Source organism: Microbacterium foliorum (genome assembly GCF_006385575.1).
In the GTDB taxonomy this organism is placed as follows: domain Bacteria; phylum Actinomycetota; class Actinomycetes; order Actinomycetales; family Microbacteriaceae; genus Microbacterium; species Microbacterium foliorum_B.
Map to the genome: position 1 here is coordinate 3,212,831 of NZ_CP041040.1, position 22,381 is coordinate 3,235,211.

Annotated in this window: 14 protein-coding genes; 5 read left to right on the top strand and 9 right to left on the bottom strand. The window is 69.5% G+C overall.

What is annotated here, in order from left to right; translation table 11 throughout:
• Positions 1-16 precede the first annotated feature (16 nt).
• Entirely contained in the window at positions 17-2,077 is a 2,061-nt protein-coding gene (locus FIV50_RS15575; RefSeq protein WP_140038210.1) for a beta-galactosidase, read from the top strand.
• A complete protein-coding gene (locus FIV50_RS15580) occupies positions 2,077-3,042 on the top strand; it encodes an aldo/keto reductase (RefSeq protein ID WP_140038211.1) in 966 nt (321 codons plus the stop codon). Before FIV50_RS15575 ends, FIV50_RS15580 begins: the two co-directional genes overlap by 1 nt.
• A 60-nt stretch (positions 3,043-3,102) precedes the next feature.
• Here the strand turns inward: FIV50_RS15580 and pulA are convergent, their stop codons facing one another.
• Both pulA and FIV50_RS15590 read right to left on the bottom strand, forming a co-directional pair.
• A complete protein-coding gene (gene pulA / locus FIV50_RS15585) occupies positions 3,103-9,135 on the bottom strand; it encodes a pullulanase-type alpha-1,6-glucosidase (RefSeq protein ID WP_140038212.1) in 6,033 nt (2,010 codons plus the stop codon).
• A 511-nt stretch (positions 9,136-9,646) separates the two neighbouring features.
• Positions 9,647-10,831 (bottom strand): thiolase family protein, encoded by a 1,185-nt coding sequence (locus FIV50_RS15590; RefSeq protein ID WP_140038213.1) that lies wholly within the window; start codon positions 10,829-10,831, stop codon positions 9,647-9,649.
• Positions 10,832-11,167: 336 nt separating this feature from the next.
• Between FIV50_RS15590 and FIV50_RS15595 the strand changes: the two genes are divergently transcribed.
• A complete protein-coding gene (locus FIV50_RS15595) occupies positions 11,168-11,755 on the top strand; it encodes an antibiotic biosynthesis monooxygenase (RefSeq protein ID WP_140038214.1) in 588 nt (195 codons plus the stop codon).
• A 179-nt stretch (positions 11,756-11,934) separates the two neighbouring features.
• Here FIV50_RS15595 and FIV50_RS15605 read toward each other — a convergent pair whose 3' ends face one another.
• On the bottom strand, positions 11,935-12,834 hold the full coding sequence (locus FIV50_RS15605) for a LysR family transcriptional regulator (RefSeq protein WP_140038216.1): 900 nt from the start codon (positions 12,832-12,834) through the stop codon (positions 11,935-11,937).
• A 94-nt stretch (positions 12,835-12,928) separates the two neighbouring features.
• On the opposite strand from FIV50_RS15605, the gene FIV50_RS15610 reads away from it, so the two are divergent.
• Positions 12,929-13,594: a type 1 glutamine amidotransferase domain-containing protein gene (locus tag FIV50_RS15610; RefSeq protein WP_140038217.1), complete on the top strand. Its 666-nt coding sequence runs from the start codon at positions 12,929-12,931 to the stop codon at positions 13,592-13,594.
• A 474-nt stretch (positions 13,595-14,068) separates the two neighbouring features.
• On the opposite strand, the gene FIV50_RS15615 is transcribed toward FIV50_RS15610, so the two are convergent.
• The 5 genes from FIV50_RS15615 to FIV50_RS15635 form a co-directional block, all read right to left on the bottom strand.
• Positions 14,069-15,028, bottom strand: coding sequence for an aldose 1-epimerase family protein (locus FIV50_RS15615; protein ID WP_140038218.1), 960 nt, complete (start codon positions 15,026-15,028; stop codon positions 14,069-14,071).
• Positions 15,028-16,551, bottom strand: coding sequence for an L-arabinose isomerase (gene araA, locus FIV50_RS15620; RefSeq protein WP_140038219.1), 1,524 nt, complete (start codon positions 16,549-16,551; stop codon positions 15,028-15,030). Before araA ends, FIV50_RS15615 begins: the two co-directional genes overlap by 1 nt.
• Before the next feature lie 89 nt (positions 16,552-16,640).
• Positions 16,641-18,245, bottom strand: coding sequence for a xylulokinase (locus FIV50_RS15625; protein WP_140038220.1), 1,605 nt, complete (start codon positions 18,243-18,245; stop codon positions 16,641-16,643).
• On the bottom strand, positions 18,242-18,928 hold the full coding sequence (locus FIV50_RS15630; protein WP_140038830.1) for an L-ribulose-5-phosphate 4-epimerase: 687 nt from the start codon (positions 18,926-18,928) through the stop codon (positions 18,242-18,244). The genes FIV50_RS15625 and FIV50_RS15630 overlap by 4 nt, the downstream gene beginning before the upstream one ends.
• A 282-nt stretch (positions 18,929-19,210) precedes the next feature.
• Positions 19,211-20,224, bottom strand: coding sequence for a LacI family DNA-binding transcriptional regulator (locus FIV50_RS15635; RefSeq protein WP_140038221.1), 1,014 nt, complete (start codon positions 20,222-20,224; stop codon positions 19,211-19,213).
• Between the two features lie 57 nt (positions 20,225-20,281).
• Here FIV50_RS15635 and FIV50_RS15640 point away from each other — a divergent pair, with 57 nt between their 5' ends.
• Positions 20,282-21,127, top strand: a complete 846-nt coding sequence (locus tag FIV50_RS15640) for an NAD-dependent epimerase/dehydratase family protein (protein WP_140038222.1) — start codon at positions 20,282-20,284, stop codon at positions 21,125-21,127.
• Positions 21,128-21,214: 87 nt separating this feature from the next.
• Here FIV50_RS15640 and FIV50_RS15645 read toward each other — a convergent pair whose 3' ends face one another.
• A complete protein-coding gene (locus FIV50_RS15645) occupies positions 21,215-22,237 on the bottom strand; it encodes a LacI family DNA-binding transcriptional regulator (protein WP_140038223.1) in 1,023 nt (340 codons plus the stop codon).
• Between the last annotated feature and the right edge of the window lie 144 nt (positions 22,238-22,381).

Genomic DNA, 22,381 nt, shown 5'->3' on the forward strand with positions numbered 1-22,381 from the left:
CCGACCCAGGAGACCCATGCACTACGGCGCCGACTACAACCCCGAGCAGTGGCCACGAGAGGTGTGGCCGGACGACGTCAGGCTCATGCGAGAAGCAGGGGTGACGATGGTGAGCCTCGGCATCTTCTCGTGGTCGCGCATCCAACCGGCTGAGGGCGAGTTCGACTGGGAGTGGCTCGACGAGATCATCGGGCTGCTGCACGAGGGCGGCATCCAGGTCGACCTCGCCACCGCCACCGCATCCCCGCCGCCGTGGGCCACGACCGCCTACCCCGAGATGCTGCCGCAGGATGCCGACGGCACGACCTTCTGGCCGGGCAGTCGACAGGCGTTCGCCCCCTCGTCTCCGGTCTACCGGCGCCTCGCCGCCGAGCTGGTCACCGCCCTCGCCGAGCGCTACGCGCAGCATCCGGCCGTCGTGCTCTGGCACGTGAACAACGAGTACGGATGCCATCTGCACTACGACTACTCCGACTCGGCACGTGACGCCTTTCGGCTGTGGGTGCAGCGCAAGTACTCGACGATCGACGCGCTGAACCACGCCTGGGGCACCGACTTCTGGTCGCAGCGCTACACGGCGTTCGAGCAGATCCTGCCGCCGCGCAAGGCTCCGTACAGCATCAATCCGACCAGTGTGCTCGACTTCAAGCGCTTCACCTCTGACACCCTGCTCGAGCTGTACCTCATGGAGCGCGACATCATCCGCGCCTCTGGTGCGACCCAGCCGATCACGACGAACTTCATGGGCGCGTTCCCGCCGGCCGACTACTGGAAGTGGGCGGCCGAGGTCGACGTGATCAGCGACGACAACTACCCCGACCCCAACGACCCCGAGTCGTTCCGCGGGGCGGCGTTCGCCCGCGAGCTGATGCGCGGCCTGAAGCCCGGCGTGCCGTGGATCCTCACCGAGCAGTCGACGAACGCCCTGAACTGGCGACCGACCAACGCCCCGAAGGCCCCCGGCCAGATGGCGGCGATCAGCGCCCAGGCGGTCGGCCGCGGCGCCGACGGCATCATGTTCTTCCAGTGGCGGCAGTCGCGTCGGGGCAGTGAGAAGTTCCACTCGGCGATGGTTCCGCAGGCAGGGCTCGACACCCGCACCTGGCGCGAGGTCGTCGAGCTCGGCGAGCAGCTCGCCCAGCTGCCCGAGATGCCGGACGTCTCTTCGGGCGCGAAGATCGCGCTCGTCTTCGACTGGGAGAACTGGTGGGCCATCGACGGCCGCGACCACCCGATCGTGCTCGACTACCTGACGCTCGCGCACCGCTGGTACGCGGCGCTGCACCGGCAGAACCTCGCCGTCGACATCGTGAACACCACGAGCGATCTCAGCGCCTACTCGCTCGTCGTCGCACCGCAGCAGTACCTGCTCGGCGACGAAGGTGCGGCGAACCTCTCGGCCTATGTCGAACGGGGCGGAAACCTGTTCGTCTCGGCGTTCAGCGACGTCGTCGACCAGGACGACGCGTTCCGCGAGGGCGGTTTCATCGTCTCGCTGCGGGGTGTTCTCGGAGTCGCTCTCGAGGACTTCGGGGCGCTGGTGCCGCCCGAGTCGGTGCGCTCGGCCGATTCGGCCGGAGAGGTCGCGAGCCACGCCGTGCCCGATGGACCCGGCCAGTCGGAGGCACCGCTCGACGGACCCGCAGGCCGGATCGTCGGTCAGTACTTCGCCGAAGAGCTGATCGTGCAGGATGCCGAGGTGCTCGGCCGCTTCACCGAGGGGCGCACCGCGGGGCGTGCGGCCTTCACGCGCAAGGCCTTCGGCGCAGGGCGCGGGTACTACCTCGCGACGATCCCCGACGACGACGGCATGGCCGCGGTGCTGCGCTGGCTCGCCGCCGAAGCCGGGGTGACGGCCGAGATCGAGGGATTGCCCGAGCACGTCGAGATCGCGCGCCGCGGCAGCATCCTCACCGTCATCAACCACAGCGCCGAGCCGATCGCCGTCGACGTGCCGGGAACCGATGTGCTCACGGCGTCGATCGACGCGCACCGCGAGCTCGGCGCGTACGGGTGGGCGTTCATCGACACGAGCGACTCGCCGTCATCGCAGCACTCACAGAAGGAGAACAGCTGATGCAGTACACACGTCTCGGACGAGCGGGGGCGCGCGTGAGCCGCCTGGCTCTCGGCACCATGAACTTCGGTCCGGTGATCGACGAGGACGCCTCGCGCGCCATCCTGGACCGCGCGACCGACGCCGGTATCGACTTCATCGACACGGCCGATGTCTACGGCGGCGGCCGGTGGGGCGACCACCCCGGACAGTCGGAGGAGATCCTCGGCCGCTGGATGAACGACCGCGGCAACCGCGACGACCTGATCGTCGCGACCAAGGTGTTCGGCGTGATGGGCCCTCGATCGAACGATCGGGGCCTGTCAGCGGTGCACATCCGCGCATCGGTCGAGGCCTCGCTGCGGCGGCTCGGCACCGACCACATCGACCTGTATCAGATGCATCACATCGACCGCGATGTGCCTCTCGACGAGACGCTCAGCGCCTTCGCGACGCTGCGCGAGCAGGGCAAGATCGTCTACCTCGGCAGCTCGAACTTCGCCGGCTGGCACCTTGCGCGCGTGCACGAGATCGCCGCGGCCGCGGGCTATCCGGCCCCGGTCACAGAACAGTCGCTGTACAACCTCACCGAGCGCACCGTCGAGCTCGAGGTCGTGCCCGCCGCAGAGCAGTACGGCATGGGGCTGCTGCCCTGGTCGCCGCTCGCCAGCGGACAGCTCGGCGGGGTGCTGCAGAAGACCGATCGCTCGCGGTCGAGCCTCGACGCGCTCGGCGATCGACGCCCCGCGATCGAACGCTACGAGAAGTTCTGCGCCGAGCTCGGCATCCGCCCCGGTGTCGTCGCGATCGCCTGGCTGCTGCACCAGCCGGCGGTGACCGCGTCCGTGATCGGTCCGCGCACGATCGACCAGCTCGACTCGGCCGTCGAGGCGCTCGAGGTGACGCTGGACGCCGACACGCTCGCCGAGCTCGACCGCATCTGGCCGGGCCCCGGCGGCACAGCCCCCGAGGCATACGCCTGGTAGCGAGCCCGCAACGAAGACCGGATGCCGGGGACATGCGCCCCGGCATCCGGTCTCTTCGTTCTAGTAGACGATCACGGGCAGACTGCGCGGGCCGCGGGAGTCCTGCCACGGCTCCGTGCCGTCGAATCGCACCGTGAGCAGGTGGATTCCACGACCGAGCTTCGGCACCGAGACCGTGACCCTGCCCCTGTCCGCCGGCGTCAGCTCGACCGTCGCGACGACCTTGCCGCGGTCGTGCACCGTCACGGTGCCCACCGGGGCCGTGTCGTCGGCGGCGGTGACCGTCACCTTCACGGTCGCGCTCTTGCCCGCCTTCACGAGGACGTCCGACGTAGCTCGCACCCGAGTGTCGATCGGCTGCACCTGGTCGTCGACGAGCACGGCGACCGAACGGGCGGGGATCGTCACGGTGCCGGTCGCGGCATCCCAGGTGGTGGTCTTGACGACGGCATCCGCTCCGTTCGCCTGGGCCGGCGTCAGCGCGAACGAGCGCCCGGCCAGGCCCGCAACCGTCTGCGTGACCGGCGTGGGTGACGAGTTGAACGCGACGAGTGCTCCGTCGAGCTCGGCGTCGGCATCGGGACCTGCCAGGTCGTCGATCTGCATGAGGATCACGCCGGGCGCTGCGTCCGCTCCACCGTTCGGGAAGGTGACCTTCTGCTGGATCAGCTCGGCAGAGCCGAGACGCAGCAGGTCGACCTCTTCGCGCACCCGCAGCAGATCGAGGGCGGATGCCTCGGCTGCCGCCATATCGGCGGGAGCCGGCTTGAGCGCGGGGTCGGCGAGCAGCGGCGCCATGATCGGCCACTTCTCCTCATTGTCGGCCGCGGCCGGAAGCCCGGAGCCGAACGTCGACTCCTGCCCCGTCCAGTCGATGCGGTTGAACCAGTCCCCGGCGTTGTAGCTGTTGCGGTCGAGGGACTTCGAGCGCAGCAGCTCGGTGCCGGCGTGCCAGAACGAGGGCGACTGCGAGAGCGTCACGGTCGCCAGCGACAGTGTGTTCATGCGCACGCGGTCGGCCATCGGAGTGTCCGCGGCCAGCTTGAGCACCGAGAGGTCGTAGAGCGTCTCGTTGTCGTGCGCGTCGACGTAGTTGATCACCTCGTCGGGCTGGTCGGCATAGCCGGCCGCTGAGCCGCGGTAGTCGATGGCGTCCCCAGCCGTCACCGCGCCGTCGCTCGTCGTGAACGAGAAGTCGCGCAGGTTGCCCGCGAGCCCGAGCTTGACCAGATCGGTCTCGTGTCCGAGGTCGGCGAGCGCCTGCTCGACGGTGCCGTTGATCGGGTCGCCGTTCGGATCGGTGCCGAGACCTGTGCCGAAGCCCTGGCGGAACGTCGACGACGAGTCGACCGGGCTGCCGCCGTGCACGGCATCGCGCAGCCGATCGTTGAACGTCCCGATGCCGGTGCCGCCGAGCTGGCCCTGCGTGGCCTGCTCGAACAGGGCGTTGTCGGCGACCTCGCCGAAGTTCCAGCCCTCGCCGTACAGGTGGATCGCGGATCCGTCGACGCCGTCCTTCTTGAGGGTCAGCGCGTCGAGCGCGTCACGGATCGCCTGCATGTTCGTCGTCGAATGGTGCCCCATGAGGTCGAACCGGAAGCCGTCGACCTTGTAATCACGCGCCCAGGTCACGACCGAGTCGACCATGAGCTTCTCTGCGGCGAGGTGCTCGGTTGCGACATTCTGGCAGCACGTCGAGGTCTCGACGCCACCCGCCGCGTTGAGCCGGTGGTAGTAGCCGGGAACCACCTGGTCGAGCACCGACTTCTCGGCCTGGCCGGATGCAGCGGTGTGGTTGAACACCTGGTCGAGCACGACCTGCAGGTCCATGTCGTGCAGCGCACCGACCATCGACCGGAACTCGCTCACCCGGGCGCCGCCCTCGGCGTCGACCGCGTACGAGCCCTCGGGGGTCGAGAAGTGGTGCGGGTCGTAGCCCCAGTTGAACGCATCGGCATCGGCGACGGCCTGGATGCACGCCTGCTGCGCCGAGTCGGCGGGGCCGAACGAGGCGAGGTCGCAGTCGGGCACGGCCTGTGCCGCTCTGTCTTCCTCGATCGACGCGATGTCGAATGAGGGCAGCAGATGAACGGTGTTGATACCGGCATCCGCGAGCTGCGTCAGCTGGTCGGTGCCCGCACTGTCACGCGTGAACGCGAGGTAGGTGCCGCGCTCCTCGGCCGGAACCGTCTCGTCGCTGATCGAGAAGTCGCGGATGTGCAGCTCGTAGATCGCGCGGTCGACCGCTCGCTCGACGACCGGCGCCTCGGCCTTCTGCCACTGCTTCGGCTGCCAGGCCTTGTCGTCGAGATCGATGGCGACCGAACGCCGCGAGTTCAGCGTGAGGGCGATCGAGTAGGGGTCGGTGACCTGGTTGGTCTCGATCGCGCCGGTGGTCGGAGCGTAGACGACGACCTCCCAGAGATACTCGTCACCCTTGAGATCCTTCTTGCCCTTGACCGACCAGACACCGGATGCGGAATCCCACGTGGCCTCGTGGCGCACCGGGTCACCCTCGGCACCCTCGTTCCAGGTGAGCAGCGTCGCGCTCTGCGCAGTCGGCGCCCACAGCCGGAACGTCGGGTTCTTGCCCGAGAACGTCACACCGAGCTCGACGTCGGCGAGGGCAGCGGCGTAGAGGTCGTCGAGCACTCCCGCGATCTGCACGCCGCTGAACGCCGTGAGCGTGCCCGCCTCGTCGCGCTGGGCGACCGCGAGCTGCGTGCGCAGCAGCGCGGCAGCATCCGCATCGGTCACCCGCAGGGCGAGGTAGCCGTCGAGCGCCGGGAATCGGGCGAGCTGCTCGTCGCTCAGGCCACCCTCGAGCACCTCGAGCGCAATCGGCTCGCCACCCGCGATGTCGCCGTCTGCCACAGCGAGTGACGCGTCAGCCGAGGAGTACAGCTGGTAGGCAGCCCTGTCGACCGACCCGAGGGTCGCCGGCCACGCGATCGTCTCGGCATCGACCCAGTGCGCGCGCTGTTCGCCGGCGCCGGGAAGCTGCGGGGTGTCGCTGCCGACCTCGAGGACGTGCGTCGCCAGCGTGTAGCGGAACGACGTCACCGTGCCCTCCGCGGCGCTGAACGAGATGTTCGCGCCGCCCGGCACTCCGTCGGCGCCGTAGTTCTCATCCCAGCTCAGGCCGTGCGCGACCTTGAGCTCATAGGCGCCGGTCGGCAGATCCGCGGTCGAGAACTCGTAGACGCCGTCGCGGTCTCCGTCGGCCATGAGCGTGCCGAGGCAGTCGGGCGACCAGTCGGCTGCGCAGCCGAGCTCGTCCTGCAGCGAGCCGGGCAGCGTCACGATGGGGCCGTCTGCCGTGGACTGCACGATGTTCGTGCGCGGATCGAAGTAGAAGGTGATCGGTCCGCCCGCGTGGGTGAGCGTGACGTTCGCACCGTCGGGTACGCCGTTCGCTCCGTAGTTGATCGCCCAGCTGCCGTTCACCGCGGCCTTGTACTCGTAGTCACCGGCAGGCAGGTCGAACGTGCCCGCCCACACTCCGTCGGCACGCAGAGTCAGCTTGGCTTTCTCGCACGCCGGGTCCCAGTCGCCCGCGCAGCCCATCTCGGAGTTGAGGCTGCCGGGAACCGTCAGCATGTCGATCGGCGACTCGGGCTCCTCGCCGACCTCGAGCGTCACGGCATTGCCGACCGACGCGTAGGTCGAGGCGGCGGCGTGGTTGCCGGCGGCATCCGTCGTCACGGCCCGATACTCGATCAGCGTGCCGTTCGCGAGATCGCGGATGTCGTGGAAGACCCGCGGATCCGTGTCTTCCGCCGTGCCGAGAGGTTGCCAGTCGTCCGAGCCGACGACGCGCCAGGCGAAGCTGGTCTGCGCCCACTGGTCGGCGATGTCGGCCTGCACGGCGGACTGTCCGGTGACACCGGCTCCGGCGGTCGGCACGGCTACCTCGACGGATGCCGCCTCGGTCGGCGCCGTGACGGTGGAGTCGGCCTTCCAGACCACGGCCGACAGAGCGGGCACCGTGATCGAGGCAGCCGCACCGGCATCCGTCGTGAGGGGTGCGGCGTCGCCGTAGAGCACCTCGTACGACGCATCGGCGGTGAGCGTCGCGAGGTCGACCGTCTGCGCGGTCGCGGCGTTGTTCACCGCGACCAGGTACTCGACCTTGTCGTCGGCATCGACCCGCGAGAAGGCGTAGACCCCCGCGCCGGCCGCCGCATAGCGCTCGATCTGCGCGCCCTCGCCGAGCGCCGGGTTCGCCTCACGGAGTTCGGAGAGCGCGGCGATGTGCTCGTAGAGCGCGGCATCCGTCGCGTAGCGGTCGACGGACCCGGCCTGCTCGCCGGTGATCAGGTTCTGGTCGGCGTACTCGGCGACCTGGGTGGCGAACAGCGACTGCCTGGCGTTCTTGTCGCCGCCGGCGCCCGTGAAGCCCTGCTCGTCTCCGTAGTAGACGACGGGCTGGCCGCGGGTGAGGAACATGAGCTCGTGCGCCAGCTCGTCGCGCTGCAGCGGAGCATCCGTCGACTGCAGGAAGGATCCGACCCGCCCCATGTCGTGGTTGCCGAGGAACGTGGGCAGGGCTGTCGACGACGAATCGGGCGTCGTGTAGCGATCGTCGCCCGCGAACAGCGACTGCAGCCCCTTGGCCGAGTTGCCCGACGCGTAGCTGACGGCGGAGGACTGGAAGGTGAAGTCGAGGATCGAGTTCATGTCGGTGTCTCGCACGTACGGCGCGAGCTTCACCGGGTCGGCGTCGTAGACCTCGCCGAACATGAAGAAGTCGTCGTTGCCCTGCTCATGCGCGTAGTCGAGGACGTCGGCGGTCCACTTCTCCCAGAACTCGAAGTTCACGTGCTTGACCGTGTCGATGCGGAAGCCGTCGATGCCGAGATCGATCCACTGGTTGTACACCTCGACGAAGCCGTTGACGACCGTCGGGTGCTCGGTCATCAGGTCGTCGAGCCCGTCGAAGTCGCCGTAGGTGACCGACTCGCCCGACCAGGTCGAGTTGCCGCGGTTGTGGTACAGCGTGGGGTCGTTCAGCCAGGCGGGGACCTTGACGTCGGCCTCGCTGTCGGCGACCACCGGCGTGTAGGGGAAGCTCGTCGCCGGGTCGAGCTCGGGGAAGCCGTCGGTGCCCGCGTGGTCGGCCGGATCGAACGCCGCGCCCGCGGCATCCGTGTAGGGGCTGGTCGCCTGGTCGATGTAGGAGTACTGGCCCTCGGCGTAGTCGATCACGTCGGCCGTGTGGTTCGTGATGATGTCGAAGTACACCTTGATGCCGCGGTCATGGGCCTCGGCGATCAGCGCCTGCAGCTCTTCGTTCGTGCCGAGGTGCGGGTCGATGCGCGTGAAGTCGGTGATCCAGTAGCCGTGGTACCCGGCCGAGGCGTTCGCGCCCTCGCCCTGCACCGGCTTGTTGGCGAAGCTCGGTGTCAGCCAGATGGCCGACGTGCCGAGGCCCTCGATGTAGTCGAGGTTGTCGCGGATGCCGGCGATGTCGCCGCCCTGGTAGAAGCCCTTGTCCGTGGGGTCGAACCCGGTCGTGAGCCTGTCGCCCTCGAGACCGCCGGTGTCGTTGGAGGTGTCGCCGTTCGCGAAACGGTCGGTCATCACGAAGTAGAACTGCTCACCGGCCCCGGCCTGGCGCACCGGGCTCGTGATCAGCGCGTCGTCGTCTGCCGTGTATCCGCCGCGCAGCTCGGTCGTCTCGAGACCCACCCGCTTGAGGGTGTCGTCGAACGTGAAGCGGAGCGTCGTGGGGCCCGCGACCGTGAGGGGGATGTCGTCTGCGCCGCCGTCGAGGCCATACGCCTCGTCCCAACCCTCGTTCAGCGCGACCTTGTACTCGTAGCTGCCCGCTGGCACCTCGAACTCGGCGGAGTAGATGCCCTCCGCGCCCGTGGGCTTGAGCTCGGTCTCGGCGCAATCGGGGGCCCAGTCGGCAGCGCAGCCGAGCTCGGACTGCAGTGAGCCGACGAGGGCCACGGTTCGATCGGCGGCAGAGGCGGGCGCGCCGCCGAGAGTGCCGGCTGCGCCGAACCCAGAGACGACGAGCGCGGCGGCGGCGAGAAGGGCGAGCGGACGTGAGGCGGTCGTCTTCGACCGAGCCGGCTTGAACAAGTGATGCTCCCTGGGTGGCGGGCGGACACGTCGACGTGTCCGAAGGCTTGCGAGTGAAGTTAGCAGGGCGGTGCGGCGGGCTGCAAGCGCTTGCAGGATTGCTTTAGCGAAAAGTCAGGGGTGTGCGAGACGCCGCTGGCCGAAAGTCGCAAGCGCTTCCAACGTCACGAATCCCCGAGGATGGGGATTTCTCGCCGCGTTCACCGCCCGGACACCTTCGCCGACTACAACTGCACATGCGCGGACACAGACTCAGACCGGATCGGGTAGTCACGTCATCCGCGCATACGGTGAGCGTCTGCTCCCGAAGAGACCCCCGCCGAATCGGGTCGGCGGGGGTCTTCTCCTGTCCTGTCTGGTTTGGGTGCGCGCGCTTGGCAAGTCCGTGTGCGCTTCGCAAGTCCGAATTCTCCGGATTCGGACTCGGCTGGCGCACATCGACTCGGCACGCGTACGCCGGATGCCGATGCGGATTCCGCGACGGATGCCGGAGGAGGGTGCGGATGCGGGGCTACAGCCGCTCGATGATGGTGGCGTTCGCCATGCCGCCGCCCTCGCACATGGTCTGCAGGCCGAATCGCCCTCCGACCGCGTCGAGCTGGTCGATGAGGGTTCCGAGCAGGCGGGTGCCCGACGATCCGAGAGCGTGCCCGAGGGCGATCGCCCCTCCGCGGGGGTTGAGCTTCGCGGCATCCGCTCCGACCTCGACGGCCCACGCCAGCGGCACCGATGCGAAGGCCTCGTTGACCTCGTAGGCGTCGAGGTCGTCGATCGTGAGTCCGGTGCGCTCGAGGATTCGCCGCGTGGCGGGGATCGGCCCGGTCAGCATCATCAGCGGGTCATCTCCGACCACCGAGAACGCGTGGAACCTCGCTCGCGGCGTGAGGCCCAGCGCATCGGCCCGCTCGGCGCTCATCAGCAGAGCGGCAGATGCTCCGTCGGTGAGCGGTGACGAGTTGCCGGGCGTGATCCGCCAATCGACCTCGGGGAATCGCGCGGAGAGCGCGTCGGTGCGGAACGCCGGGTTCAGCCCCGCGAGCCCCTCGGCCGTCGTGCCGGCGCGGACGGTCTCGTCGGCAACGGCATCCGGTGCTTCTGCGACCGGGATGACGGTGCGGTCGAAGAACCCCTCGGCCCAGGCATCCGCCGCACGGCGATGCGACTCGGCGGCGTACTCGTCGAGCACCGCACGATCGAGGCCCCAGCGCGCGGCGATGAGCTCGGCCGAGACGCCCTGGTTCACGAGCCCTTCGGGGTAGCGCTCACGCAGTCTCGGCGACATCGGGCTTCCACCGGCTGCCGACAATCCGAGCGGCACCCGGCTCATCGACTCGACACCGCCCACGATGACCGCGTCATATGCCCCGGCCATGATCCCCTGCGCCGCGAAGTGCACCGCCTGCTGGCTCGACCCGCACTGACGGTCGATCGTCGTGGCGGGGATGGTCTCGTCGAAGCCCGCCGCGAGCACGGCCTGACGGGCGATGTTCGACGACTGATCGCCCACCTGGCTCACACAGCCGAGGATCACGTCATCGATCTGCCGCGAGTCGAGGCCGTTGCGTTCGAGGATCGCGGCGAGCGCACCAGCAGCCAGATCGACGGGATGCACGCCCGACAGGGCGCCCCCCGGCTTGCCCCGGCCCACGGGTGTGCGGACGACATCGATCAGGACGGCTTCGCTGCGCGTGCTCATGCCTCCTATTCTCACCCCGTCGTGGAGTTCGGGACGGATGCCGCTTCGCTGCCCTGCGCCAGCCTCGGCCATGCACGTCTGCGAAGGCCGAATTTCCGGCATCCGGCCTTCGCAGGCGCAATTGGCCTCCCGAAGCGCCCGGCATCCGGCACCCGGCCTCAGGCATCCGGTCTCAGGCGCCCGGTCAGGGCCTCGGGATGCCGTCTTCGCGCGCCGCGAAAACGGGTAGTGGCCACCGGCATCCGAAATACAATCGATGGTGCGCCCGCACCCTGGCGCATCCCCCACCGTCGAGGCGCCCGTGATCCGGGCGACCGCACTTTCTGAGGACCCACCATGTCCAGCGAACCCATCACCGTCTCCATCCGCCGTGAGCTCGACCCCGAGCACGTGGCCGAGGCCACTGCCTGGGTGCAGACCGGCGTGAATCTCGCCCACCGGTACCCGGGGTTCCTCGGATCCGGGTGGGTGCGCGACGGCGAGGATTCGCACGTCTGGCACATGCTCTACCGGTTCTCCGACGAGAAGTCGCTCGTCGCCTGGGAGCAGTCCGGCGAGCGCGAGTGGTGGAAGTCGACCGGCGAGCAGTTCGTGCGCAGCGAGCGCGTGCGCCGCCGCAGCGGCATCGAGGGCTGGTTCGACGAGCCGACCACCGACACCATCACCCTCCCCCGGGCCGACGGCTCGACGACCACCGTGGCGATGGTCAGCACTCCCCCGCGCTGGAAGCAGGCCGTGTCGATCTGGCTCGGGTTCTTCCCCCTCAACCTCGCCTTCACCTATGCGATGAGCCCGATCCCCGGCTGGAACGAGCTGCCGATCTGGCTGCGCGTGCTCGCGACGACGGTCGTGCTGACGCCGATCATGACCTACTGGGTGCTGCCGTGGGTCACGCGTTCGCTGCGGAACTGGCTCAACCGCTGACGCGTCGGGCGGGCTCGGCTCGGCTCGGCTCGGCTCGGCTCGGCTCGGCTCGGCTCGGCTCGCGGCAGGGTGCGCGGGCCGGGTGGTCGGCGCGCTGCGGGGTCAAAAACGCACCGGAAACGCCTGTTTCGGATGCTCTTTTGACCACGCACCCCGCCGCGCGAGCTGAGCGCGGGCAGTCAGAGACCGGCGACGGCGGCGCGCAGCGCCTGCTCGACGACCGCGACCCCCTCGGCCAGCGGGCCGGGCCGGCGAACGAGGTGCAGAGTGTTGATCGGCGGGTCCTCAGTCGGACGCAGGTCGATGAGCCTCCCGTCGGTGAGCTCGTCGGCGATCAGGTAGGTCGGCAGCGCGGTGACGCCGGCTCCGGCCACGGCAGTGGCGGCGAGCGCACGCAGATCGGGGAAGACGAGAGCGGGCTCCCGATCGAGACGGATGCCGAAGACGTGCCGCCAGTAGCGCCGCACGATCGGCACGTCGCGGTCGTAGGCCAGCAGGGGCGCCTCTGCGAGAGCACTCGGCGCGAGGCTCGGTGAGGGTTCGATGCCCAGCGAGGGAGCGGCGACGAGCGCGAACTCCTCGTCGAAGAGCGGCGTGCTCGGCAGCGTGCGTCCTCGCGGACGCACCGCCGATATCACCAGGTCGAGGCTGCCGACCCTGAGCTGCTCGAGCAGATCGTCGGCCAGACCGGTGGTCACCGCGAGCCGCAGCCCGTCGGCGACAGCGGGGGCGAGGGCTGGAGCTGCGACGCGGGCCAGGAACTCGGCGGCGCCCCCCACGCGCACGATCGGCGATTCGGCGGCGGGGCGGGTGCCCAGAGCATCCGCCAGCGCGTCGAGAGGACCGGAGAGTCGAGCGGCGAACTCGTCGGCCCGCGGGGTCGGACGGATGCCGCGGGCATGACGCATGAACAGCGGCCCGCCGACGCTCGTCTCCAGCGCCTGCAGCTGCGACGTCACCGATGACTGCGCGAGTCCCAGTGTGCGCGCGGCCGCCGACACCGAGCCCGATCGGTGCGCGGCGAGGAAGGTGCGCCACAGTCCGAGGTCCTGCAACCCATCGGAATTCCGATTGCTCATATCGGCAATCTATCGGAATCGCTCCCCTACGCTCACGGTTGTCACGGATATCACGTACGCACGGCATCCGTCGTCCGATCCTTTGGGAGCAACCATGTCATCCGTCCTCTTCGTCGTCACCGGTGCCCGCACCTGGACCCTCACCGACGGCACCGAGCACCCCACCGGCTACTGGGCCGAAGAGCTGCTCGCCCCCTACCGCCTGCTCACCGCAGCGGGCCACGAGGTCGTCTTCACGACTCCGGGCGGCGTCGAGCCGGTCGCCGACGCCGGAAGCCTGGGCGACGGTGATGCCGCTGCGCTCGCGCAGATCCCGGGGCTCTCCACTCCCCTCGTGCTCGCCGACGTCGACGCCGCCGACTACGCGGCGGTCTACTACCCCGGCGGTCACGGTCCGATGCAGGACCTCGCAGTGGATGCCGACTCGGCGGCGCTCATCTCGGCGACCGTCGCCGCCGGCCACCCGCTGGCTGCCGTATGCCACGGTCTCGCCGCTCTGCTTCCTGCGCTCGATTCCACTGGTGAGCCCCTTGTCGCCGGACGCCGCATCACCGGCTTCTCCGACGAGGAGGAGCGCATCGGCGGGCTCGCCGACCGCGCCCCGTTCCTGCTCGAGACGTCGCTGCGCGACCTCGGAGCCGACGTCGATGTGACCGACCCCTGGAGCGATCACACCATCGTCGACGGACAGCTCATCACCGGACAGAACCCGCAGTCGTCGGCATCCGCCGCCCGGGCGCTGATCGCGGCTCTCGCCTGACGCATCGCCGGCGCGGCTCTGGCGCCGCGCCGTACGGGGTCTGTGCGGGGAAGTTTCGCACCGGGGTCTCGGTGCGGGGTCAGTTGCGCACCCAGCGTTAGCTGCGGGGTCACTTGCGCACTGGAAACGTGCGATCCGGATGCGATTCTGACCCCGCACGCTGCGGCATCCGCGGCTCACACCGGCCGCACCCACCCGGGCTCAGTTGCACACCCGACACGCGGGGTCAGTTGCGCACCGGGCCCACGCAGGGTCAGTGTCGCACCGTATCCGCGGAGTCAGTCACGCACCGGACCCAAGCGGGGTCAATTACGCACCGCAAACGTCTGATTCCGGTGCAAAATTGACCCCGCACCGGACATCCGATGCAAAACTGACCCCGCACCGGACGTAGGGTGCGAAATCGACCCCGCACCGCCCCGCGCCCAGGCCAGGGCTCGGCTCGGCTCGGCACCGCACGGCCGGCGACGCGCCTCAGACGGCGGAGATCCTCCAGGATGCCGCGTGCGTCGCGCCGGGTTCGAGCACGACGAGGTCCGTTCCCGAGTTGAAGGCGTCGGGCGGGCAGGTCATCGGCTCGACCGCGAGGCCGATGCGGTGGATCGCATCGATCCCCGGGTTGTCGGCCGTGTGCACCTGCACCCACGGGCAGCGCTCGTCGAACGTCATCGCGACGCCGGTTCCGGCATCCGTCACGAGTCGCACCTCTGCCACCTGGCCGTCACGAGCAAGACCCGTGAACGCGTGATCGATGAAGACATCGCCGATCGGGCGCGCAGCGCGGAAGTCCCACTCCGGATGCTCCGACACGGCCTCGAGCGCCACAGGGCTCAACCGTTCGGGGGTGACCGTGAGCACCTCGGATGCCGGCAGGGTCAGCGTCCAGTCGTCCACGCGACCGTCGGGGCCGGCGACGAGATAAGGATGCGGCCCCGTGCCCCAGGGCGCAGCATCCGCGCCGAGGTTGTGCGCGGTGACGGTCTGGCGGAGGCCGTCGGCGTCGATGCGGTACTCGGTCTCGACCTCGATACGGAACGGGTAGCCGGTCTGCGGCTCGATCACGGCGGCAAGCACGACGCGGTCATCGAGCACGAGGCGATCCTCGAACTCGGCCCACGCCAACAGTCCGTGCAGCGCCTGGCCACGGGCTGGCTCGGTGAGGGCCAGCTGGTGCTCACCGCCGCCGAACGTGTAGCGACCGTCGACGATGCGGTTGGGCCACGGCGCGAGAGTGGTGCCGCGGTATCCGGGCCTGACCTCGTCGGTGTCGAACGGCACGACCAGGTCGCGCCCGTCGAACGTGAGCACGCGCAGCGATGCGCCGACGCTCGCGATGACAGCCTCGTAGCCGTGACCTGCGATGCGCAGCTGACGCCCCGAGCGCGGACGCGCCGCGGTCGCGACCTCCACGGCCGCCGCGGAACCCTGCGTCATCACAGCCCCTGCGCGAGTCGGTAGTACGCCTGGTTCCAACGGACCTGCTTCTGGAACTCGGGCAGCGTGGTCGCATCATCGATCACGAGCAGCTCGACCTCGGCCATCTCGGCGAAGTCGCGGAAGGCCTCGAGCCCGACGGCGGTCGACATGACGGTGTGGTGCGCGGCACCGGCGGTCAGCCATGCGGCGGCGGACGTGTTGAAGTCGGGCTGCGGCTTCCACACGGCGCGGCCGACGGGCAGCTTCGGCAGCGACTGACGCGGCGGCACGTTCTCGACGACGTTCGCGGTGAGGCGGAACCGGTCGCGCATGTCGCTGAGCGCGACGACGATCGCGGGGCCGGGGTCGGCGGTGAAGACCAGGCGCACCGGGTCGCCCTTGCCGCCTATGCCCAGCGGGTGGATCTCGAGCGTCGGCTTCGCGGTGGTCAGCGACGGCGAGACCTCGAGCATGTGCGCCCCGAGGATCAGCTCGTCGCCGGGAGTCATGTCGTAGGTGTAGTCCTCCATGAGGCTCGCACCACCGGGCAGCCCCGCACCCATCACGTTGGCGACGCGCACGAGGATCGCCGTCTTCCAGTCGCCCTCGGCACCGAAGCCGTAGCCCTCGGCCATCAGGCGCTGCACCGCGAGACCGGGCAGCTGCGTCAGGGCACCGAGGTCTTCGAACGAGGTCGTGAAGGCGCCGAAGCCGCCCTCTTCGAGGAACGTCCGCAGACCGATCTCGATCGCGGCGCCGTCACGCAGCGACTGGTGGCGATCGCCACCGCGACGCAGCTCGGGCACGACCTCGTAGAGCTCTTCGTACTCGGCCACGAGCGCGTCGATCTCGGAATCGGATGCCGCGGCGACGGCCTCCGCCAGATCGTTCACGCCCCAGGTGTTGACCTGCACGCCGAAGCGCAGCTCGGCCTCGGTCTTGTCGCCCTCGGTGACGGCGACGAAGCGCATGTTGTCGCCGAAGCGGGCGAGCTTGAGCGAACGGGATGCCGCGAGGCCGGCGGCCGCACGCTGCCAGGTCGCGATCTCCTGACGCACTCGAGGGTCGCTCGCGTGACCGACGACGGTCTTGCGCGGCACACCGAGGCGCGTTTGGATGTAGCCGAACTCGCGGTCGCCGTGCGCCGCCTGATTGAGGTTCATGAAGTCGAAGTCGATGTCGGCCCAGGGCAGCTCGACGTTCGCCTGCGTGTGCAGGTGCGCGAGGGGCTTCTGCAGCGCGTCGAGACCGGCGATCCACATCTTCGCGGGGCTGAACGTGTGCATCCATGCGATCAGGCCGATGACCCGGTCATCGGCGTTGGCCTCGAGCGCGGTGCGCTTGATGGCGGCGGCATCCGTGAGCACGGGCTTCCAGACGATCTTCACCGGAACCTCGCCGGCCTCGTCCAGGATGCGGGCGATCTGCTGCGACTGCTCGGCGACCTGCGCGAGCGTCTCGGGGCCGTAGAGGTGCTGGCTGCCGGTGAGGAACCAGACCTCGTAGCCGTCGAGCGAGGTGGTGAGCGGGGTGCGGGTCATGAGGGGCCTTTCATAGTCGGTCGTTGAGCGAGGAGCGAAGCACCGAGACGAAACGTGGTGCGGCTCTCGCGCTCAGCGACGTGAAGAGATCAGAGGGAGTCGATCGCGGCAGCCTCGATGGCGAGGCCGGCACGGTAACGGTCGAGGTAGGCGGTGAAGCCGACGACGTCGGCAGGATCGGGGTCGGCGACCGAGAGGGATGCCGACGCGAACACGTCCCGTTCGAGGTACTCGCCGAGCGAGGCGGAATCGGCGTGCGCGAGGTATGACGCGAGCACCGCGATGCCCCAGGCGCCGCCCTCGGAGGCGAGTTCACCCACCGTGACAGGGGCGCCGAGCGCTCCGGCGAGGAAGCGCTGCGCGACTCCTGCCGTGCGGAACATGCCCCCGTGGGCGAACATGCGGTCGAGCTCGACGCCCTCTGCGGCGAGCACCTGCATCCCCAGCGCGAGCGTGCCGAACACGCCGTACAGCTGCGAGCGCATGAAGTTGCCGAGCGTGAAGGCGCTGTCGGGCGTGCGCACGAACAGCGGTCGTCCCTCGGTGAGGCCGGCGATCGGCTCGCCCGCGAGGTGGTTGTAGGCGAGCAGTCCACCGGCATCCGCCTCTCCGTCGAGTGCCTCGCGGAAGAGGGCGTCGAAGACGGCGTCTTCGCTCAGCGGCTGACCCGCTGCCGCCGAGAAGCGGGTGAAGAGACCGGCCCAGGCGGCGAGCTCGCTCGCGCCGTTGTTGCAGTGCACCATGGCGACGGCGTCACCCGCGGGAGTCGTCACGAGGTCGAGTTCGTGATGTACCTCGGCGAGCGGGCGCTCGAGCACGACCATCGCGAAGATGCTCGTGCCCGCCGAGACGTTGCCCGTGCGCGGAGACACCGAGTTGGTCGCCACCATGCCGGTGCCGGCGTCGCCCTCGGGCGGGCACAGCGGGATGCCGGCCTGCAGCGCGCCTGTCGGGTCGAGGAGCCTCGCACCCTCCACCGTGAGAGATCCTGCGGCGGCGCCGGCGGGGAGGACTTTCGGGAGCAGGTCTTTGGCGGTCGTCGGAAGGCGAACTGCGGCGAGGGCGTCGTAGGCATGCAGCATCCGCTCGTCGTAGTCGCCGGTGGCCGAGTCGATCGGGAACATGCCGGAGGCGTCGCCGACGCCGAGCACCCGCTCGCCCGTGAGCTTCGCGTGGACGTACCCGGCGAGGGTCGTGACCGCGTCGAGCCGGGGCACGTGCGCCTCTCCGTCGACGACCGCCTGGTGCAGGTGCGCGATCGACCAGCGCAGCGGGATGTTCACGCCGAGCAGATCTGTCAACTCCGCCGCCGCCACACCCGTGTTGGTGTTGCGCCAGGTGCGGAACGGCACGAGCAGCTCGCCCTGAGCGTCGAACGCGAGGTAGCCGTGCATCATCGCCGAGATGCCGATCGCGCCGAAGGTCTCGGGGCGCACACCGTGGCGCTCGTGCGCGTCGGCGATGAGCTCGGCGTAGGCGGCCTGCAGGCCCGTCCAGACCTCGTCGATCGCGTAGGTCCAGAGGCCGTCTTCGAGCCGGTTCTCCCACGCGAACGATCCGGTGGCGAGCACCTCGGTGGCATCCGAACCGATCAGGCAGGCCTTGATGCGCGTAGAGCCGAGCTCGATGCCGAGGCTGGTGCGGGCGGCGAGGATGTCGTCGCGGGCCGTGGTCGCATCTGCCGTGTCGCTCATCGTCGGGCGTCCGAGTTCTGTCCGTAGACGTTCTGGTATCGGTGGAAGAGGCTGTCGATCGCCTCCTGCGGAATCGGGACGAGCGGGCCGGCCTCGCGGGCGTGGTGCACCGTGCGGGCGACGTCCTCGACCATGACGGCAGCCTTCACGGCATCCTTCGCGTCGGTTCCGATCGTGAACGGGCCATGATTCTGCATGAGCACCGCGCGGCTGCGGTGGCCGCTGAGGGTCTGGACGATGCCGCGGCCGATCGAGTCGTCGCCGATGATCGCGAACGGGCCGACCGGGATCGGGCCGCCGAACTCGTCGGCCATGGCCGTGATGACGCAGGGGATCTCCTCGCCGCGGGCGGCCCAGGCGACGGCGAACGTCGAGTGTGTGTGCACGACACCTCCGACGTCGGGCATGTGGCGGTAGACGTAGGCGTGGGCGGCCGTGTCGCTCGAGGGCGAGCGGTCGCTGCCGGGCGTGCCGGGGATGACCGCACCGTCGAGATCGCACAGGATCATGTTGTCGGGGGCGAGGTCGTCGTAGCTCACGCCCGAGGGCTTGATCACGAACAGGTCGGCGCCGGGCACGCGGCCCGAGACATTGCCGCCTGTCCAGACGACGAGTCCGTAGCGCACGAGTTCGCCGTGCAGACGGGCGACGTCCTCGCGGACGGCCTGGATGGATGCGTCGATCTCGGCGGAGAAGACGTTCTCGTCAGAGAAAGCGGGGGCTTCGTTGCTCACGGGTACCTCAGGGTCGGCGGTGGTCACTGTGACCGGTCACAGTAGTGTGACACGAGGTGCGCGGGCGGTCAAGGCGCGGCGCACCCCGGTGGACGACCGCGGTGCGGGGTCACTTTCGCACCTCCCACCCCGTGCGGGGCCACTTGCGCACCGGATTCGGCCGTTTCCCGTGCACAATCGACCCCGCGAGGTCAGGTGCGAAATCGACCCCGCATGGGGCCACCGCAGGGCTCAGCGGGGCGGGGCGACCGAATCCCGGGTCACCAGCACCGGGGCGACCGGTGCGAGATCGGATGCCGATGCTCCGGCGCTGTCCGCGAGCACCGCCGCCACCGCGCGGCGCGCCAGCTCGCTGAAGTCCTGCCGCACGGTCGTGAGCTTCGGCCAGTAGTAAGCGGCATCGGGGGTGTCGTCGAAGCCGACCACGCTGATGTCGCCAGGCACCGAGAGCCCGGCCTCGTGCAAGCCGCCGAGCAGCCCGAGCGCCATCTGGTCGTTCGCTGCGAACACCGCCGTCACTCCCGACGAGCGCACGGCGTCGACCGCCGCGTAGCCCGAGCCTGCAGTCCAGTCGCCCTCGAACACGGCGCCGGCGGCGAGTCCACGAGCGGCGAGCTCGTCTGCGAATCCCTGCGTGCGGGACTCGGCTTCGAGCCAGTCGGCGGGTCCGGCCAAGTGTGCGATGCGCGTGTGCCCGGCGTCGGCGAGCGCCGCGACGGCGAGCCTCGCTCCGGCCGCCTGGTCGACCGAGAGGCCGCGGGCTCCCCGGTCGGCCGCATGCAGGGTCACGATCGGCACCCCGATGCGCAGTTCATCGAGGGCGTCGAGGGTGTGGGCGTGCGGGGCGACGACGACGACGCCCTCGACCCCCTGCATCACGAGGTGATCTACCGCGGCGACGACGGAGTCCGCATCACCCGCATCCGCGAAGGCCGCACTCAGCCAGTATCCGACCTCGCGGGCCGACGCCTCGAGCGCGGCGATGCTGCGCGAGGGACCGTAGTGCAGCGCGTCGGTGGCCAGCACGCCGAGCGTGCGGGAACGCCGGGTGCCCAGCGCCCGCGCGGCGTTGTTCATGCGGTAACCGAGCTCGGTCATCGCGGCGAGCACGCGCTCGCGGGTCTCGACGGCGACCTCGGGGTGGTCGTTCAGCACCCGCGACACCGTCTGCCGCGAGACCCCGGCGAGCACGGCGACGTCGCGCACTCCGACGGTGCGACGGGGCTCGCTGCTCGTGTCACTCACGCCGACGAGTGTATGCCGAGCGGCCCCGGCGCCTCTGCTTCGTGCCACTCTGGTGACATGCGCATCGCACTCACCGGATCATCGGGCAAGCTCGGCAGCGTCGTCGCGAGGGAGCTCCGCGCCCACGGATACGACGTCATCGGCATGGACGTCGCAGGCACACGCGGCCCCGACTTCGTGCAGGTCGATCTGACGGACTATGGCCAGGTGGTGGATGCTTTCACTGCGGTCGGCGACCGGCACGACGGCATCGACGCCGTGGTGCATCTCGGCGCGATTCCCGCCCCCGGCATCCGCAGCGATGTCGCGACCTTCCACAACAACATGCCCGCGACGTTCAACGTCTTCTGGGCGGCGGTGCGTCTCGGCATCCGCCGCGTCGTCTACGCCTCGAGCGAGACCGTGCTGGGCCTGCCGTTCGACGTGCCGCCGCCCTACGTGCCGGTCGACGAGGACTACCCGGCCCGCCCCGAGTCGGTCTACTCGCTGGTCAAGACGCTCGAGGAGCAGCTGGCGACCGAGCTCGTGCGCTGGCACCCCGATCTGTCGATCACAGCCCTGCGGTTCTCGAACGTCATGAACCCCGAGGACTATGCCGAGTTCCCCGACTTCGACGCCGACGCCCTGCGCCGCAAGTGGAACCTCTGGGGCTACATCGACGCCCGCGACGGCGCCCAGGCTGTGCAGCGAGCGCTCGAGGTCGCGGCTCCCGGGTTCGACAACTTCATCATCGCGGCCGCCGACACCGTGATGACGCGCCCCAACGCCGAGCTGCTCGCCGAGGTCTTCCCCGACGTGCCGGTCGCCCGCGAGTTCGGACCGAACGAGACACTGCTGTCGATCGACAAGGCCCGCCGCGTGCTGGGCTTCGACCCTCAGCACTCCTGGCGCAACCACGTCTGACCTCCAGGCCGCCTTCGAATCGCGCGAATGACCCTGTTTCGCGAAGAAATGTGGTCATTCGCGCGATTCGAACACCCGAGAGGGCTGTCAGCGCCGAGCGATGGTCGATCCGCGGATCACCAGCCGCACCGGCAGGTGGTGCGTGCCTTCGCCGATGTCGATGCCGTCGATCGCGTCGAACACCCGCAACGCCGCCTGACGACCGAGCTGCTGCAGGTTGGCGTCGATGCTGGTGAGCTCGGGCCTCGCGTTGGTCGCAAGCACCTCCCAGTTGTCGTAGCCGATCACCGCGAGGTCATCGGGCACGGTGCGGCCGAGATCCCTCGCCGAGTCGAGCACGCCACGCGCGATCTGGTCCGACCCGCAGAACACGGCATCGATGTCGGGATGCCGCTGCAGCAGCATCGCCGCGGCATCGCGGCCCCAGTGCTCCGTCCACTCCGAGAACATGGGCTCGCCGACGAGTTCGAGTCCTGCCTCGCCCAGCGCGGCCCGCGCTCCCGCGAGACGGTCCTGCGCGGCGGCGTACGCGGGATCACCCGAGATGTGCGCGATGCGCCGGCGCCCGCAGGCGAGCAGGTGCTCGATCGCGAGGCGCCCTCCGGCGTAGTTGTCGGGGGTCAATGACAGATCGCGCGGGTCATCTGACGGCGCGTACGCGTAGACCACCGGCACGGGGATCTCCTGGCCGAGCGACGGCCGCGGGTCGGTCTGCCGGCCGACCACGATGATGCCGTCGACCCGACGACTGAGCAGCTCGCGCAGGTGGTGCTGTTCGCGAATCGCGTCGCCGCGGGCGTCGCACAGGAACACGTTGATGCGACCGGCGCCGAAGGCGTCCTCGGCCCCCATCAGGATCGGCAGCATGAAGCGACCCTCGAGGTCACTCGTGAGCAGGCCGACCGTGCCCGTGCGCCCCGCGAGCAGGCCGCGGGCCATCGCATTGGGAGTGAAGGCGAGCTCCTCGGCGATCGCCCGCACCTTGGCCCGTGTCGCCGCCGAGACGTCACCGCGATCGTTCAGCGCCTTGGACGCCGTCGAGATCGACACCCCCGCGCGCGCGGCGACGTCACCGAGGGTCACAGCCCGCGCTCCAGTCGTATCGGTCATCCCACTCCCTGTTGCTGAAAGGTTATCGGAACAAGGGTTGACGCCCCCTCCACAACCACGCTATACCTTTTCGAAAGGGTTTTCGTAGATTTCGAAAAGCCCGATCGCGCACCACCTCACTCCCGGCGCTGCACTGTCGAAGCG

What these genes read in the sequence shown, in the direction of transcription:
- FIV50_RS15575 (WP_140038210.1), top strand. Translation starts at nt 17, where the DNA reads ATGCACTACGGCGCCGACTACAACCCCGAGCAGTGGCCACGAGAGGTG.
- FIV50_RS15580 (WP_140038211.1), top strand. Translation starts at nt 2,077, where the DNA reads ATGCAGTACACACGTCTCGGACGAGCGGGGGCGCGCGTGAGCCGCCTG.
- FIV50_RS15590 (WP_140038213.1), bottom strand. Translation starts at nt 10,831, where the DNA reads ATGAGCACGCGCAGCGAAGCCGTCCTGATCGATGTCGTCCGCACACCC.
- FIV50_RS15595 (WP_140038214.1), top strand. Translation starts at nt 11,168, where the DNA reads ATGTCCAGCGAACCCATCACCGTCTCCATCCGCCGTGAGCTCGACCCC.
- FIV50_RS15605 (WP_140038216.1), bottom strand. Translation starts at nt 12,834, where the DNA reads ATGAGCAATCGGAATTCCGATGGGTTGCAGGACCTCGGACTGTGGCGC.
- FIV50_RS15610 (WP_140038217.1), top strand. Translation starts at nt 12,929, where the DNA reads ATGTCATCCGTCCTCTTCGTCGTCACCGGTGCCCGCACCTGGACCCTC.
- FIV50_RS15615 (WP_140038218.1), bottom strand. Translation starts at nt 15,028, where the DNA reads ATGACGCAGGGTTCCGCGGCGGCCGTGGAGGTCGCGACCGCGGCGCGT.
- araA (WP_140038219.1), bottom strand. Translation starts at nt 16,551, where the DNA reads ATGACCCGCACCCCGCTCACCACCTCGCTCGACGGCTACGAGGTCTGG.
- FIV50_RS15625 (WP_140038220.1), bottom strand. Translation starts at nt 18,245, where the DNA reads ATGAGCGACACGGCAGATGCGACCACGGCCCGCGACGACATCCTCGCC.
- FIV50_RS15640 (WP_140038222.1), top strand. Translation starts at nt 20,282, where the DNA reads ATGCGCATCGCACTCACCGGATCATCGGGCAAGCTCGGCAGCGTCGTC.
- FIV50_RS15645 (WP_140038223.1), bottom strand. Translation starts at nt 22,237, where the DNA reads ATGACCGATACGACTGGAGCGCGGGCTGTGACCCTCGGTGACGTCGCC.